Raw genomic sequence first — 15,645 nt, 5'->3', positions numbered from 1 at the left:
ATAAAGTTCAAAAACACTGGATAATGGAAAAAGTAAAGTCGAAATTCGACACTTTTAGACAAAATACAAACATCATTATTTACGGCACAAATACGGTTGCTGGCCGCTTATTTGATCTTGTACTTTTAGCAGTGATTGTGTTTAGTGTTATTTTGGTAATGTTGGAAACTGTAAAGGAAATTGATGTAAAATATCACAAAGAACTCATCCTTCTAGAGTGGATTATTACTATTTTTTTCACTATCGAATATATCCTACGAATCATTTCTATCAGAAAACCACTGATATATATTTTTAGCTTTTATGGTATTATAGATTTACTAGCAGTTGTACCAATGTATTTTTCATTGTTCTTTGTTGGAACCAGCGTTTTATCCATTTTACGCTCAGTGCGGCTACTGCGATTATTTAAAATTTTAAGACATCCTACATTCTCAAATCAATCCATACATTTAAAGGAAGCTTTGATAGCAAGCAAAGGTAAAATTATTATTTTCATATATTTTATGATGGTCAGCAGTGTCATAATAGGTTCAATAATGTATGTTGTGGAAGGAGATCAGGGCGGCTTTACAAGTATTCCCATCAGTATTTACTGGACAATCGTAACATTGACAACAGTGGGATACGGGGATATTTCGCCTATAACACCATTAGGTCAATCTATTGCGTCGCTCGTAATGATAATGGGTTACGGAATAATTGCCGTTCCTACAGGAATTGTTTCGGCAGAATTTGCCAGTTTTAGAAATAAAAAAGCAACTGCCGATAAAATAAATCCATGCCCTAATTGCGGCGTTGAAGGGCACGAATATAATGCTAAATTTTGCTACAACTGTGGCGAAAAACTTTAATTTATTAATTTGAAGCTAATCCAGCTGTACACTGCAACTCCTCGCTATTCCAGTTATTTTTCTAAGGCATAAAAGGAGCTTCTTCCAGTCGCTCTTTTACCCCAAGAAAAAATAAACTGCAATAGCTTCGGGGTTTCCGTTTCCATCTGGGCTAAAAAAATATGAAATATCTAATCACTATTGTGGGACCAACAGCTATAGGAAAGACATCCTTGAGCATTGCCATTGCAAATTATTTTAAATGCGAAATTATCTCCTGTGATAGCCGACAATTTTTTAAGGAAATGACCATTGGAACCGCGGTACCAAATGTGACTGAGTTGGCGGCAGCAAAACATCATTTCATCCAAAATAAATCTATTTTTGAAAATTATACAGTAGGCGATTTTGAAAAAGAAGCCATCGCAAAACTAGCCGAATTATTTATTAAAAATGATGTCGCAATTTTAGTAGGTGGATCTGGTTTGTACGTAGATGCTGTTCTAAAAGGATTTGATGAATTCCCAGAAATAGATCCCGAGGTACGAGCAGAAATCAATTCAAAATATGAAAAATTAGGAATCGGATTTTTACAACAACAGCTAGAATTTTTAGATCCAAATTATTATCAAAGTTTAAAAGCTAATAATCCACAAACACTACAAAACCCGCAACGGATGATGCGATTTGTTGAAGTTTGTGTAGGATCTGGAAAGCCTTATTCTTCCTTTTTAAATCAAAAACACAATTCCAGAGACTTCACTGCTATTTTAATTGGCTTAGAAGCTGAAAGGACCATAATTTATGAACGTATTAATCAACGTGTTGATACCATGATGAGCCAAGGTTTATTGCAAGAAGCTAACAAAGTATATCCTAATAAAGACCTAAATGCGTTGCAAACCGTTGGTTACAGAGAGCTTTTTAGTTATTTTGAAAATGAAATATCATTAGAATTTGCCATTCAGGAAATAAAGAAAAACACAAGGCGATTTTCTAAGCGACAATTAACGTGGTTTAAAAGGAATCAAGATACAAAGTGGTTTGATTATAATGAACCAATAGAAGATATAATTTCTTTTATTAAACTAAAAAAATAACAAGCACAACATTTAAGCAATAATAAAAATAATAAATCGATTACTGCAATGCCAATAGCATCAAATTTCACATCAATATTAAGCAAAGATTGGGATATCAATTTTACGCAATGTTCTCCAAATGGATATTTAAAATACACTGATTTATGCAATATGCTTCAGCTCACAGCTGCTGCACATTCTGAAATAGGGGGAATTAGTTTTCAAGATATGCAAGTCTCCAACCAAGCTTGGGTTTTAAGCAGAATGCGAGTTGAAATTGATAGATTACCTAAATCAGGAGATACAGTTACTGTAAAAACATGGATCAATTCTTTAGAAAATTCTCGTTCTGTACGTGCCTTAGAAATGTACTTAAATGGTACTAAAATAATTGGTTCTGAAACGTTTTGGGCAGTTTTTAATACAAAAAAACGGCGGCCTGAGGCACTAGCTTTACCATTTCTACATTTTGAATTGTACCCAGATAATAAAGCTACTGTAACAGGATTTTCAAAAATCAATTTGAATTATCAGAGAGAAACGATTTTTGAGAAAACTGTTTTCTTATCTGATTTGGATATTGTTAACCATGTAAATAATGTAAAATATCTAGAATGGTGCTTGGATTTTGTTGCACCAAATTTGATTCTGAAGCAAAAATTAAAAAGTTTTGAAATGAATTTTTTAAAAGAATTATCGTTAATGGACCAAGTGTTAATTCATGAAAATATTTCAGAAACAGAAACTATCTTTAGCATCACTAAAGATGATAAAACGAGTTTTGCGTTGCAATTGAATTGGGAATAACAACCCTTTTATAAATTTTTGAATGTAATTCTATTTTGACTAGTTGCAATTAATTTCATTTAAAAACCAGATAATAATTAAATGCGTTTATAAATCTAAAAAAATAAGGCTCCAATTTCTTGGAGCCTTATTATCTTTATACTGATACTTTATTTTTGACAACTAATCTAAACCCTTCTCCGTGAATGTTTAGGATTTCAACATCTTCATCAAGTTTTAAATACTTTCTTAGTTTGGCGATGTACACGTCCATACTTCTAGAAGTAAAGTAGTTGTCATCTCTCCATATTTTTGTTAATGCTAATTCTCTTGGCATTAAATCATTTTCATGAAGAATAAGCATTTTTAATAACTCATTCTCTTTTGGAGATAATTTAATTGGCTCTTCATTATTAAAAGTCAGAAAACGAAGCTTGGAATTCAAGTGGAATTTGCCAATATTAAATTCAAACTGCACTTGCTCGGCTTTAACATCTGAAGATTTTCTCTGAATAATTGCTTTGATTTTCATTAACAACACCTCAGAGTCAAATGGCTTATTTAAATAATCATCAGCGCCTGCTTTATATCCTTTCAAAACATCTTCTTTCATCGATTTTGCAGTCAAAAAGATGATTGGAACTTCGTTATTTTTTTCTCTGATCTCTTTCGCAAGCGTATAGCCATCTTTATATGGCATCATTACGTCAAGAATACACAAATCAAAAGTGTCTTTTTTGAACTTTTCAAATCCTTCCATTCCATTCTTAGCTAGAGTGACATCAAAATCATTTAGCATTAAATAATCCTTTAGCACCGCACCAAAATTAAGATCGTCCTCTACTAAAAGTATTTTTTTATTTACATTTTCCATATTCTAATTTATTAATGGTAATTTTATTATGAAGGTACTCCCTTTTCCCTTTTCACTTTCAACATAGACTTGACCGTTATGGTCGTCAACAATTCTTTTTACATACGCTAATCCTAAACCATGACCTTTTACATTGTGGATATCACCCGTATGTTCTCTATAAAATTTTTCAAAAACTCTTTTTTGAGCTATTTTACTCATTCCTAAACCTTTGTCCTTAATTTTAATAATAATCATATCCTTGATATTCTCAGTAAAAATCTCGATTTCCGGAATATTAGGAGAATATTTTACCGCATTTTCTAATATATTAACGATCACATTCGTAAAATGCACATCGTTAATTAAAACTGTATTTCTTAAAGCACTAAAATGATTTACTATAGTTCCCTGTCTGTCTTCTAAAATTAAATTTACATGCTCTATTGCATCATTTATAATTTCATGAATATTGTGAGACTCTTTTATAATATCTAACTCCCTCTTTTCCAATTTTGATATTCGCAAAACATTCTCTACTTGAGCATGCATGCGCTTATTCTCATCTTTGATCATCTGCAAATATCGAAATACTTTCTCTTTATCATCAATTATTTTCGGGTTTCTAATTGCGTCTAATGCTAAATTAATTGTTGCAATAGGTGTTTTAAACTCATGCGTCATATTATTGATAAAATCATTCTTTATCTCAGAAATCTGACGCTGCCGAATTAGCTGATTTAAAGCACTTGTGTAAGCAATAATTATAATTAGCGTAAAAACAATAGACAAAATAGTGATACTTACTAATTCAGACAATAAAAACCTTTTCTTGTACGGAAACGTTATTAATAATTGGTAACGACTATTGCCTTCATTATCAGTAAAGACAGGAATTGAATAAGTTGCATCCTTATCGTATTTAAAATCTTTAGATTTTACATTAGTTGCGAGATTGTTACTGTAAACACTAAATTCAAAATTTGTATTTACACCCGCCTCTTGCAATTCCTTTTTTATAAGTTTGCTTAACGTTTCTTTTGTTACCCGTTCCTGAATAGGTAATACGGAAGCAAAATCCTTATAATATATTTCAAATGAAGCATTGTCTAAAACATCTAAATTTCCAGTTTTTTCAATTCGAACATCAGGTATCAAACTTTGAGAAATCTCAGATTTATCTATAGATTTATCATTATACACTTCTGTAACCCGTTTGGAACTAAAGCTTTTAAAATTATCATTAACGAATTTTTTATCAATGAACGTTGGTGAAATATTGTAATCTTCAGAAATTATGCTGTTTGAATAAATTATTGTTTTATTTGTCTTAGGATTTTTTTGAACGTAATAAAATTCTAATATATCATTCTTTTTAGGGACTTTTCCAGTGCTATCTTTGTATTGATTAATTCTAGCGTAAAAATTGTAAGCCTCTTGTTTTTGCACTTTATTTGCAACATTACTAATAACTTGTTTTACGTGAAATTTAAATTGTTCATCATTATTTTTGAAAGAAGCATTAAACCAATATACTTGAACAAGGATTATCCCAATCAGGGATATACTCATTAACAAAACCAATAATTTAAAAAAAAGTCTATTCATCGAAACAAATTTAGTATTTTAACAATAAATTAAATAATGCATTAACCAAACATTAACACCTATGCATCTTTTTGTTTAATCTTTAAAAAATTAAGAATTTTTTTAATTTCTTGCTTAGCTTCTTCAGTATTAAGATTTTGAATAATAAAATCACTTTTTGATATACGCTGTGTATCAGTCCATTGCGCATCCATACGTTTTAGAATCTTTTCACGACTAGAATTATCGCGCTTAATCACTCTTTCAATTCGTGTTTCAATAGGAGCCGTAACTGTTACAATATAGTCGCAGTTTTTAAAACTTCCACTTTCAAAAAGAATTGCAGCTTCATAAATTATATAGGCAGCTGCTTTGTGTTGAGATAACCATTTCTTAAAATGACTTTTTACGGCAGGATGGACTATAGCGTTGAGCTTTTCTAAATCTTCGGGATTATCAAAAACAATTTTAGCGAGTTTCTCGCGGCTCATTATGCCATTTTCCATAATTGCTTTGCCAAATGTGTTTTGGACAGCATTTTTTAATTCATTAGAATCCATCAGTTTTTTAGCCTCGTCATCAGCTATATAAATAGGAATTCCAAAAGCATGAAAATAATTTGCAATAGTAGTTTTGCCACTACCAATTCCGCCGGTCAATCCAATGATTTTTGTCATATCAAATTTTGAAAAATAATTCTGGAAATGCCTCGTGCGGATTACGCTTCAATATTATAATTTGAAAATACGATTTCATAAAGCCTATACCGTAGCCAAAGAATTGTTTCCAGACCGCTATTAAAGATAAATAGCCTATTTTAATACTTTTATTTTGATAAGATGAAACTAAAAATAATATCAAAAAATATAAAAAATATAATTGTAATAAAAGATCAAAATTAAAAAACAATAAAAGAAAAATTGAGTAGAAAAAACCAATAATAAATACTGAGGGAAAAAAATAAGTTAATTTACTGTAATTGGGATGCCAACTATTCAGAATTGGTCTTGCTTTACCAAATTTACTAACTTGAATTGAAAATTTTTGCCAATCAATTCTTCTTTTGTGATATACAAAAGCAGGACGAAAAAGTCTGGTTTCATAACCCAAATTCCATAAACGGATTGATAAATCAGGGTCTTCACCAGGATGGATATTTCCAAAACCATTCGATGCTTCAAATGCTTTTTTGGACAAACCCATATTGAAACTGCGTGGCTGAAATTTATCGATTTTCTCAGAACCACCTCTTATTCCACCAGTAGTAAGGAATGAGGTCATAGCAAAATTGATGGCTTTTTGGATATCGGAAAAGCTATCTAAAGCCATGTCTGGTCCGCCAAAACAGTCTACATAATCTTGTTTTAAAGCCATGTCCACCTCTGTCAAATATTGTTTTGGGATAATGCAATCTGAATCAAAAATGATAAAATAATCTCCTTTAGCTTTTTTCATACCGTAATTACGAGAGTCTCCGGGACCCGAATTATTTTTAAAATAATATGAAATATCAAGGCGATCACTGTATTTCAAAGCAACATCCTTACATAATAAAGTTGACCCATCTTCAACGAGTACAATTTCAAATATCTCTTGATATGTTGACTGAGTTAAACTTTCCAGCAATTCGTCAACTTCTTCTGGCCTATTATACACTGGTATTATTAGAGAAAACAACATATCTTAAAAATAAGTATTAGATTTTTTCGACTTAAAAAATTTTAACAAATGTAATCTTTATCGATAAAAAAACCACCAACTAAAAGTTGATGGTTTTCAATAATTATCACATAATTTATCTGGTTTTACAACCATAAATCACTACACTTTAGCAATACTATCAATATTTACCATTTCGTCGGCTTCAATTTTGTAATCAACTCCGTCGACATCAAACCCAAATAAATTATAAAAATCCTTCCTGTATCCTTCAAGATCTCCTAATTCGGCTAAATTTTCAGTCACTGCCTCAGCCCATAATTGAGCAATTTTGGCCTGCACATCAGGGCGCATTTCTAGATCATCAACACGAATTCTACCTTTTTCATCAACAGGAACTTTATTCCCTGTATATAATCTCTCTTGGTACAAACGCTGTATTTGTTCGATACAACCTTCATGAATTCCTTCTTCTTTCATTATTTTGTACAATAATGAAATGTATAAGGGAATTACAGGAATAGCAGAACTGGCTTGAGTGACTAGTGCTTTATTCACAGAAACATAGGCTTTTCCATCTATAGCTTTTAAGCTATCTGTTATGGCAAATGCTGTCGCCTCAAGATGATCTTTTGCACGACCAATTGTTCCTTTTCTATAAACTGCCTCAGTTAACGATGGCCCAATATAAGAATAAGCAACTGTTGTTGCTCCAGTTGCCAATAAATTTTCAGCTTTTAAAGCTTCAATCCACATCATCCAATCCTCGCCACCCATTACAGCAACTGTATTTTCAATATCGTCACCACTACTAGGTTGAATAGAAATTTCAGACACTTTTCCGGAATGAAAGTCTACTGTTTTATTAGTAAATACATCACCTATTGGTTTTAAAGTAGAACGATGCAAAATTCCTGTCTCAGGATTCATGCGAACAGGCGAAGCCAAACTGTAAATGACTAAATCTACTTGACCTAAATCAGCTTTAATTAATTCTAAAGTTTGCTTTTTAATTTCTTTCGAAAATGCATCACCATTAATACTTTTAGCATATAATCCAACTTTGTGCGCTTCATCTTCAAACGCTGCAGAATTGTACCAACCTGGTGAGGCTGTTTTTCCTTCAGAAGGTTCTTTTTCAAAAAACACACCAATAGTTGCAGCATTGCAACCAAAAGCACTTGTAATTCTTGAAGCTAAACCAAACCCTGTCGAAGCTCCAATCACTAATACTTTTTTTGCCCCTTCTATAATCCCTTTCGAATTGATATAATCAATTTGATTTTTAACATTTTGCTCGCATCCTTTTGGGTGAGAAGTTGTACAAATAAATCCTCTCATTCTAGGTTCAATAATCATATTTGGTATACTTTAAATTTAATATCTTCTATAATTGTAACGGCTTTAGCCCAATGTTTTCAAATGACAAATATAAATGAATTTATCAGTTCAGCAAGGCTTTTGCATGATTTAAGGCCGAATCAGAAACAGTGGTTCCTGACAACATTTGTGCAATTTCAACTATTCTTTCATCAGCCTTTAAAAGCTTCAATTCAGATAGTGTATCGTCGCCAATAGTTGATTTGGCTACTTTAAAATGTGCATCACCTTTCGCAGCAATTTGTGGTAAATGCGTAATTGCAAAAATCTGCATTTCGTGACTCATCTGTTTCATTATCTCACCCATTCTTATTGCAATTTCACCAGAAACACCGGTATCAATTTCGTCAAAAATTAATGTAGGTAATTTGGAATATTGTGCTAATATTGCCTTGACAGCGAGCATAATTCTTGACATTTCGCCGCCGGAAGCGACTTTTTTAAGTAAGCCAAAATCAGTTCCCTTATTCGCCGAAAATAAAAACCGCAGTTCATCTTTTCCATTTAGAAAATAAGTTTCTGTTGCGGCAACATCAATTTTAAAACGAACATTTGGCATTCCTAAAGTGGCTAAAATCACAATTAACTTTTCAGATAACAACGGAATTGCTATTGCTCTATTTTGACTGATGTTATGTGCAAAAGAATCTAATTCAATTGTTTTTTGGTTAATTGCAATTATCAATTTTTCTATCTCCTCCTCAATATTTCCCAATTCAAGTACTAAATTTTCTAAACTACTTTGCACATTGAGTAACTCCTCGACGGTAGAAACTTGATGTTTTTTTTGCAAATTAAAAATAACTTGCAGTTTTTGACTAATTAAATCTAATTGCTCTGGATCACAAATTACTTTTTCCGAGCTTCGATTTAGTTCTTCGGAAATATCATCAAATTCAATTGCAATACTAGAAATTCTTTCAAGTAAAACTTGATATTCTATGGAGAAAGGAGCAATTTTTTGCAATGAAACTTTAATTTCTTTTAAATTATTCAACACGCCTAACTGTTCATCATTAGCAATTGCTAAAGCTTTGTCAACCGACTCTTTGATAATTTCAACATTGTTTAATTGCTCAAAATTAGCTTCTAATATTTCTTGCTCACCTGACTTTAACTTAGCAGCAACTAATTCATTTAATAAGAATGTATTGTATTCTTGTTCTTTGTTTGATTCGCTTTGCTTTTTTAGTAACGCATTTAATTTAGATTTTTCCGCTTTATACTCTTTCAAAAGTGACTGATATTGTACAATAATGTCTGCATTATTAGCAATAGCGTCAATAATTTTAAATTGAACATTTTCCTCAGAAAGCTCCTGAGTTTGCTGCTGTGAATGAATATCAATCAAGAACAAACTCAAATCTTGAAGTTCCTGAAGATTTACAGGGCTATCGTTGATAAAAGCACGTGATTTACCAGAGGGTAAAATTTCTCGTCTAATGATTGTTTCATTTTCAAAATCCAAATCATTGGCTTCAAAAAAAGGAACTAAATTATATTTAGAAATTTCAAAATGTGCTTCAATAACACATTTCTCTTCTTTATTTTTTAATGAAGTTAAATCAGCTCTTTTACCCAAAACTAAACCTATTGCGCCGAGAATTATAGACTTCCCCGCTCCTGTCTCTCCAGTTATTGTAGAAAAACCCTTTGAAAAATCGATTGTCAATTTTTCAATTAAAGCATAGTTTTTTATCGAAAGTGACGTTATCATTTATTTAGTTTATTTTGGAATTATAAAAAGAAAATCAATTAAAAAAACTCAATTAGAATTTAATTGCAGCCCATTTAGTAGAATTTAACGGGGAAATTCTATTCAGATTATCGGTTAGATCGGAAACTGTTATACTTGGACCACCTGAAAAAATTGAAACAATTTCGTCAGACTTAGCATCAAAAAACACTCTTGTTAAATAAGCATTTGGTCGAGAATTATTGAGTAAATTCAAATTTGCTAATGATCCTTTAATTTTCTCCTTAGAAGATTTCAAATCTTTTGTCATAAGATCTAATCCAGTATGAAACTCAAACATTGTTGTTCTAATTTGCTTAAATGTCGGTGACAATAGATCATTAATTAAAAAAAAACGTGATTGAAGACCATCGGCTTGACTCCATCCTTTTGAACCTCCTTGCTGAGCCACATTGGATATATTTTGCGCAATTTCAAAGTGTGGATTTCCTGCTTCTAAAACAAAAGTATCAGCATCAAAACCTAAAATTACATAACTATAGAAAGCTAAAATTGACACTAAATTAGAATCAAAAGAGGCGGGATTGAATACTAAATTTTCAAATTCTACATATCTAAAACTAAAATCTTTATCATTATAGTTAAATATTGGTGATGCATAAGAGGAATTATAAATAGGTCTGGAGGACTGAACCTGAATAGTAGCAGTAAATTGGTCAGAACTGTTTGAAACGATAGTGATGTACATGGAGCAATTTACCTTTTCATTCTGTTTAACTGTCGCTCCTGTCCAATCTGTTTTGTTTACAAATTCTGTAATTGAAGTTTCTAAGGTTCTAAAGACTTGCTGATTTGTAGCATTTAAACGCTGCGAGTCAACTGTCACAGTACAATTTAGTTGTTGTGCTTGCAAAATTCCGAAAACAAAAAGCAGGAAAAACGTAAATAATTTATTCATTGCTAGTATATTATTTTTTATTTCTAAAATTTTAAAATCTAAATATACAATTAAATTGCGTTATGTATATGTTTAAAATGAGATACTATTTTATTTAAAATATCATCAGCAACAGCTTCTTTCGATTTTAATTCCATTGCCTCAATAGTAAAATCACTGTTAATAAACGTTACTTTATTAGTGCTTTTACCAAAACCTGCGCCTTCATCTTGTAACGAATTTAAAACTATCAAATCTAAGTTTTTTTTCTGAATTTTGAGTATTGCATTTTCGAATTCATTTTCGGTTTCTAATGCAAAACCAATTAAAAACTGATTTCTCTTTTTTAAACCTAACGATGCTAAAATATCTTCAGTCTTTACTAATTCAATAACAAAGTTATCTGATATTTTTTTTATTTTCTGTTCTGCAGCCATTTTTGGCTTGTAATCTGCCACCGCTGCAGCTGCGATGACAACATCTACGTCCTCATAATATTGATGACATACATTATACATTTCGTCTGCCGAAATTATTGGAATTAATTGAATCAAAGGATTTGATACTTTACAATTTGTAGGACCAGAGACTAGAATTACAGAAGCCCCTAAATTTGCGGCGCTTGCAGCAATATCAAAACCCATTTTACCTGATGAATGATTACCAATAAAACGCACTGGATCAATCGCTTCATAAGTGGGTCCAGCAGTAATAAGAATTTTTTTCCCTTTTAAAGGTAATTGATTATTCAAATCAGATTCAATAAAACTAACAATATTTTCTGGCTCGGCCATTCTACCTTCGCCAGATAAACCGCTGGCTAATTCACCTGTTTCAGCTGGAATAATTGTATTTCCAAATTCGTTTAGTAGTTTAAAATTGCTGATGGTAGAAGGATGTTTATACATGTCTAGATCCATGGCGGGTGCAAAATAGACGGGACATTTTGCTGACAAATAAGCGGCAATTAAAAGGTTGTCGCATGTTCCATTAACCATTTTTGACAATGTATTTGCCGTTGCAGGAGCAATAATCATTAAATCGGCCCAAAGTGCTAATTCAACATGGTTATTCCATTTTTCATTTTCATCATCTTCGTTGTAAAAACTTGAAAAGACAGTATTTTTAGATAACGTAGATAATGTAAGTGGTGTTATAAAATCCTTAGAAGCAGGTGTCATTATCACTTGGACATGCGCACCTGCTTTTATAAAAAGGCGTACTAAACTTGCTGTTTTATATGCGGCAATTCCACCAGAAATACCTAGTAAAACTTTCTTACCGTTTAAAACTGACATCGTACTATTATTTATTAGAATCTCTGTGATAGATTTTACCATCAAGCCACTCTTGAACTGCTAATGCATGCGGCTTTGGTAGTTTTTCGTAAAATTTAGATACTTCTATTTGTTCTTTATTTTCAAAAACTTCCTCCAAACTATCATTGTATGTAGCAAACTCTTCTAGCTTTTCAGTTAATTCTTTTTTAATTTCAGAATTAATTTGATTTGCTCTTTTAGCCATAATGGTTATTGCCTCATACACATTTCCAGTAGGCTCTTCAATAACACTTTTATTGTATGTTATTGTATTTACTGGAGCATTCGTCTTTTTTAAATCCATGACTTTATTTATTTAGTAAATTTTTGTAAATCTTTTTCTATTCGAACTAACATCTCGCCAGCTTCTTTTTTATATTTAGTTTCGCCATTAAATTTTAGAAGATTTACTTGAGCTGTTTTAGCTACAAGTAATCGTTCTTCCATTTTTGCAGGAATACTGTTAATTCCTAACTGATACGCCGAATCTAATTTATAGTATAATGCATCTTCTTTAAATGGCGTTCCCGGATAATCAGCAACAAAATTATCGAGAGCGACAATTGCTGCTTTATAGTCTGAAATTGTGTTGTAACCCTTTGCATTTTCATATACCTTTTTCTCTATTTTCTCACCAAGCACTTTTACAGCACTATTAGCTTCCACTATGTATTCAGAATTAGGATAAAGATCTATAAATGTTTGTAATTTATCTAACGCTTTGTTAGTGTCAGTTTGGTCTAAACTATAAACCGGTGACAACATTGAATAACTTTTTGCTCCTAAATATGCTGCCTCCTGTAGCTTTTCACTTTTAGGATAGCCAGAAACAAAACTTTCAAATTGATATCCGGACAATGTAAATTGCTTGGTTTTATAATAGGATTGAGCAAACATATAAAACAATTTTTCAGCTTGTGGCTTTCCCCTGTACGCAGGCGCAATTTGTTCAAAAATACGTATCGCTTTGCTATATTTTCCCGCATCATAAAGTTTAGTGGCCATTTCGAACTTGACAGCGACATCTTCAGATTTTAAGGCTTTTTGGTATTCACCACAAGAACTAAATACAGTGATGAGCAATAATAGAGATACTATTTTTTTCATATTTTTACTTTTATAATGATTTTGCAGTTAAAAAACCACAAAATCATACCGAAGTTTCGGTGGCAAATTTAGTCATTAATTTAGCGACTTCAAAATATATTTTCTGTTTAAAAATCAGACTATTTTTAAATGGAATTATTAGTTTTTTTTACAAAATGATAGAGTCTTGATGACAGATTTTGATCTACATTCACTAATGGTAAACGCACGGTATTTTCGGAAATTCCCAATGAGGCAAATACTTCTTTGATTCCAGCTGGATTTCCTTGTTCAAAGATCATATCTATTACATCCGCTAAAAGATATTGGTATTTATAGGCCTGATCAACTTTTCTATTTAAACCCAAACGTATCATTTCAGAAAATTCTTTTGGAAAACCTTGACCAATTACTGAAATTACGCCTGCACCGCCAGCTAAAACCATTGGCAAGGCAATCATATCGTCTCCTGAAATTACGAGAAAATTTTCTGGTTTACTTTTTAGAATTTGCATCGCTTGAACAATATCTCCAGCCGCTTCTTTAATAGCGACAATATTTTCAAAATCGGTAGCGAGACGCACAACTGTTTCCGGAAGCATATTACTTGCAGTTCTTCCAGGAACATTATATAAAATCACGGGAATAGGCGAAGCTTCGGCAATAGCTTTAAAATGCTGATACATTCCTTCTTGTGTAGGTTTATTATAATAAGGTGAAACCGATAATATTGCCACAAATGCTGATAAATCTCTGGTTTGCAATTCTTGGACTACTTCCATAGTATTATTACCTCCTACTCCTAAAACTAAAGGTAAACGACCATTATTAGCTTCAATCACCGTACTTATTACTTGCTCTTTTTCTTGTGGAGACAGTGTAGCGTTTTCAGCGGTTGTACCTAATACGACTAAGTATTCAATCCCTCCAGCTACACAGAAATTGACAACTCTTTTTAACGCCTCAGTGTCAATTGAAAAATCCTTTTTAAATGGCGTTACTAGCGCAACACCTGTACCTATTAATGATTGCATAATGAAATTTATAATTTGTTTAATAATTTTAAATACTTAAATAATTCTTTTGTAAAAGTGACATGATTTTCAATCGTTGTAGTAATCAGAAAATGATTGAAACGATTGTCAATACTCGAAAAACCAACTTTAAAAAGAGCATTAGACTTGTGAGTAATTTTTAATAAAATTGCCTTTTCGATATCATAATAATTAATTAAAAGATCAAATTTTTGAATGATAAAATCATTTATTTCTACTCCTGTAAGCTTACCGTTCCAAGAAAGTTGTGATCCTGTTAATGAAATGAAATTAGGCTTTTCAATATTTTTATTCTCTACGAAATAAATAATCGTGGTAATATTTTCAAGTAAAATCCCGTTTGCAATTAGATCCTCAATTAATTTTTCTGTTTCAAAAAATGATGTGGAGTCAACCAATAAACCAATTTTTTTTATACTATTAGCAGAATAATTAGTATCTAAATTTTTTAAGCTTTTTTTTATTAATTTTTTTAGAATAAAATCCTTTGTATAATTTAAAAACATATTACTTTTACCCGGTTACAAAATTAATTAATAAGTCGCATTTAAAATGGTAAATCTAAAAAAGTATAATCAGGTTTCTAAACTTTTTGTTATATTCTTAACATTATTTTCTTTCGGTTCGTGTAGCACCCGAAGTTATGACGTTACTAAAATTGAAGGAAAACGAATCCCTATTACTGAAATACAAGCTCAAATTCCTGAAATTGAGAATTATATTAAACCGTACAGAGAACGTATTAATAAAGATTTAGACAGCGTTTTAGCTTATTGTCCAGAAACACTTGACAAAAGTTCGGGAAAATGGCAAACAACTATTGGGAATTTGATGGCTGATGTTTCGCTGAAGCGAGGAAATCTAGTATTTCAAAGCAGAGAGAAAAAAAATATTGATATTTGTTTATTCAACAGCGGTGGTATCCGCTCTATACTTCCTAAAGGAAATGTTACCGCTAGAAATGCTTTTGAAATTATGCCATTTGAAAACAGTATGGTTGTGATAGCTCTAAAAGGGGAACAAATATTTGAATTAGTGGATTTTTTCGTTGCCGATAGAAAAGCACACCCGCTTGCTGGGATAACATTTTTGATCGATAAAAAAAACCAACCAAAAAATATTTTAGTTCAAGGAAAACCTGTAGAAAAGGAAACTATCTATTATGTGGGAACCAATGATTATTTATCTGACGGTGGTGATAATATGACCTTCTTTAAAAAAGGAATTCAGAAATATGATTTAGATTATAAATTAAGAAATATTCTTATTGATTATTTTAAAGAAGTAGATACAATTCCAGTTTTGAGAGATAACAGGATAGTGACTGAATAAGTAAGCGAATTATAAAAATAAAAGTAGTCAGAAAAAACGT

At 31.5% G+C, this 15,645-nt stretch carries 16 protein-coding genes; 4 read left to right on the top strand and 12 right to left on the bottom strand.

Annotated features, from left to right (window positions below):
* Positions 1-23: 23 nt before the first annotated feature.
* The 3 genes from BUB42_RS04465 (at position 24) to BUB42_RS04455 (ending at position 2,722) form a co-directional block, all read left to right on the top strand.
* Positions 24-854 carry an ion transporter gene (locus tag BUB42_RS04465; protein WP_073017623.1) on the top strand — a complete coding sequence of 277 codons (831 nt, stop codon included), beginning with the start codon at positions 24-26 and terminating at the stop codon, positions 852-854.
* 161 nt (positions 855-1,015) lie between these two features.
* Complete coding sequence (miaA, locus tag BUB42_RS04460) at positions 1,016-1,933, top strand: tRNA (adenosine(37)-N6)-dimethylallyltransferase MiaA (RefSeq protein ID WP_073017621.1); 918 nt, start codon at positions 1,016-1,018, stop codon at positions 1,931-1,933.
* A 48-nt stretch (positions 1,934-1,981) separates the two neighbouring features.
* On the top strand, positions 1,982-2,722 hold the full coding sequence (locus BUB42_RS04455) for an acyl-[acyl-carrier-protein] thioesterase (RefSeq protein WP_073017619.1): 741 nt from the start codon (positions 1,982-1,984) through the stop codon (positions 2,720-2,722).
* 136 nt (positions 2,723-2,858) lie between these two features.
* On the opposite strand, the gene BUB42_RS04450 is transcribed toward BUB42_RS04455, so the two are convergent.
* From BUB42_RS04450 to BUB42_RS04395, 12 genes are all read right to left on the bottom strand, one after another.
* Complete coding sequence (locus BUB42_RS04450) at positions 2,859-3,575, bottom strand: response regulator transcription factor (RefSeq protein ID WP_073017617.1); 717 nt, start codon at positions 3,573-3,575, stop codon at positions 2,859-2,861.
* A gap of 3 nt (positions 3,576-3,578) precedes the next feature.
* The gene (locus BUB42_RS04445; protein WP_073017615.1) at positions 3,579-5,162 is read right to left on the bottom strand and encodes a sensor histidine kinase; all 1,584 of its coding nucleotides are present in this window, start codon (positions 5,160-5,162) and stop codon (positions 3,579-3,581) included.
* 59 nt (positions 5,163-5,221) lie between these two features.
* Complete coding sequence (gene coaE, locus BUB42_RS04440; protein WP_073017613.1) at positions 5,222-5,818, bottom strand: dephospho-CoA kinase; 597 nt, start codon at positions 5,816-5,818, stop codon at positions 5,222-5,224.
* A gap of 1 nt (position 5,819) precedes the next feature.
* Positions 5,820-6,821: a glycosyltransferase family 2 protein gene (locus BUB42_RS04435; RefSeq protein WP_073017611.1), complete on the bottom strand. Its 1,002-nt coding sequence runs from the start codon at positions 6,819-6,821 to the stop codon at positions 5,820-5,822.
* A gap of 141 nt (positions 6,822-6,962) precedes the next feature.
* Positions 6,963-8,159, bottom strand: a complete 1,197-nt coding sequence (fabV, locus tag BUB42_RS04430; protein WP_073017609.1) for an enoyl-ACP reductase FabV — start codon at positions 8,157-8,159, stop codon at positions 6,963-6,965.
* An 85-nt stretch (positions 8,160-8,244) separates the two neighbouring features.
* Complete coding sequence (recN, locus tag BUB42_RS04425) at positions 8,245-9,897, bottom strand: DNA repair protein RecN (RefSeq protein WP_073017607.1); 1,653 nt, start codon at positions 9,895-9,897, stop codon at positions 8,245-8,247.
* A gap of 52 nt (positions 9,898-9,949) precedes the next feature.
* Positions 9,950-10,834 (bottom strand): type IX secretion system protein PorD, encoded by an 885-nt coding sequence (gene porD, locus BUB42_RS04420; RefSeq protein WP_073017605.1) that lies wholly within the window; start codon positions 10,832-10,834, stop codon positions 9,950-9,952.
* Positions 10,835-10,884: 50 nt separating this feature from the next.
* Entirely contained in the window at positions 10,885-12,111 is a 1,227-nt protein-coding gene (coaBC, locus tag BUB42_RS04415) for a bifunctional phosphopantothenoylcysteine decarboxylase/phosphopantothenate--cysteine ligase CoaBC (RefSeq protein WP_073017856.1), read from the bottom strand.
* A gap of 7 nt (positions 12,112-12,118) precedes the next feature.
* Positions 12,119-12,436 (bottom strand): DNA-directed RNA polymerase subunit omega, encoded by a 318-nt coding sequence (locus BUB42_RS04410; RefSeq protein ID WP_073017603.1) that lies wholly within the window; start codon positions 12,434-12,436, stop codon positions 12,119-12,121.
* Between the two features lie 8 nt (positions 12,437-12,444).
* Positions 12,445-13,239 (bottom strand): outer membrane protein assembly factor BamD, encoded by a 795-nt coding sequence (locus BUB42_RS04405; protein ID WP_073017601.1) that lies wholly within the window; start codon positions 13,237-13,239, stop codon positions 12,445-12,447.
* Between the two features lie 125 nt (positions 13,240-13,364).
* The gene (gene dapA / locus BUB42_RS04400) at positions 13,365-14,252 is read right to left on the bottom strand and encodes a 4-hydroxy-tetrahydrodipicolinate synthase (protein WP_073017600.1); all 888 of its coding nucleotides are present in this window, start codon (positions 14,250-14,252) and stop codon (positions 13,365-13,367) included.
* Positions 14,253-14,260: 8 nt separating this feature from the next.
* Positions 14,261-14,779, bottom strand: coding sequence for a DUF6913 domain-containing protein (locus tag BUB42_RS04395; protein WP_073017598.1), 519 nt, complete (start codon positions 14,777-14,779; stop codon positions 14,261-14,263).
* Positions 14,780-14,825: 46 nt separating this feature from the next.
* On the opposite strand from BUB42_RS04395, the gene BUB42_RS04390 reads away from it, so the two are divergent.
* Positions 14,826-15,605 (top strand): 5'-nucleotidase C-terminal domain-containing protein, encoded by a 780-nt coding sequence (locus BUB42_RS04390; RefSeq protein ID WP_073017596.1) that lies wholly within the window; start codon positions 14,826-14,828, stop codon positions 15,603-15,605.
* Positions 15,606-15,645: the final 40 nt, after the last annotated feature.

Source organism: Flavobacterium micromati (assembly GCF_900129585.1).
GTDB classification, from domain to species: Bacteria; Bacteroidota; Bacteroidia; order Flavobacteriales; family Flavobacteriaceae; genus Flavobacterium; species Flavobacterium micromati.
This window is presented reverse-complemented; position numbering and strand designations above follow the sequence as displayed.

Coding starts and splice junctions, on each gene's coding strand:
- BUB42_RS04395 (WP_073017598.1), bottom strand. CDS start 14,779: ATGTTTTTAAATTATACAAAGGATTTTATTCTAAAAAAATTAATAAAA.
- BUB42_RS04410 (WP_073017603.1), bottom strand. CDS start 12,436: ATGGATTTAAAAAAGACGAATGCTCCAGTAAATACAATAACATACAAT.
- coaBC (WP_073017856.1), bottom strand. CDS start 12,111: ATGTCAGTTTTAAACGGTAAGAAAGTTTTACTAGGTATTTCTGGTGGA.
- BUB42_RS04445 (WP_073017615.1), bottom strand. CDS start 5,162: ATGAATAGACTTTTTTTTAAATTATTGGTTTTGTTAATGAGTATATCC.
- BUB42_RS04390 (WP_073017596.1), top strand. CDS start 14,826: ATGGTAAATCTAAAAAAGTATAATCAGGTTTCTAAACTTTTTGTTATA.
- fabV (WP_073017609.1), bottom strand. CDS start 8,159: ATGATTATTGAACCTAGAATGAGAGGATTTATTTGTACAACTTCTCAC.
- porD (WP_073017605.1), bottom strand. CDS start 10,834: ATGAATAAATTATTTACGTTTTTCCTGCTTTTTGTTTTCGGAATTTTG.
- BUB42_RS04465 (WP_073017623.1), top strand. CDS start 24: ATGGAAAAAGTAAAGTCGAAATTCGACACTTTTAGACAAAATACAAAC.
- recN (WP_073017607.1), bottom strand. CDS start 9,897: ATGATAACGTCACTTTCGATAAAAAACTATGCTTTAATTGAAAAATTG.
- BUB42_RS04450 (WP_073017617.1), bottom strand. CDS start 3,575: ATGGAAAATGTAAATAAAAAAATACTTTTAGTAGAGGACGATCTTAAT.
- BUB42_RS04405 (WP_073017601.1), bottom strand. CDS start 13,239: ATGAAAAAAATAGTATCTCTATTATTGCTCATCACTGTATTTAGTTCT.
- BUB42_RS04435 (WP_073017611.1), bottom strand. CDS start 6,821: ATGTTGTTTTCTCTAATAATACCAGTGTATAATAGGCCAGAAGAAGTT.
- BUB42_RS04455 (WP_073017619.1), top strand. CDS start 1,982: ATGCCAATAGCATCAAATTTCACATCAATATTAAGCAAAGATTGGGAT.
- coaE (WP_073017613.1), bottom strand. CDS start 5,818: ATGACAAAAATCATTGGATTGACCGGCGGAATTGGTAGTGGCAAAACT.
- dapA (WP_073017600.1), bottom strand. CDS start 14,252: ATGCAATCATTAATAGGTACAGGTGTTGCGCTAGTAACGCCATTTAAA.
- miaA (WP_073017621.1), top strand. CDS start 1,016: ATGAAATATCTAATCACTATTGTGGGACCAACAGCTATAGGAAAGACA.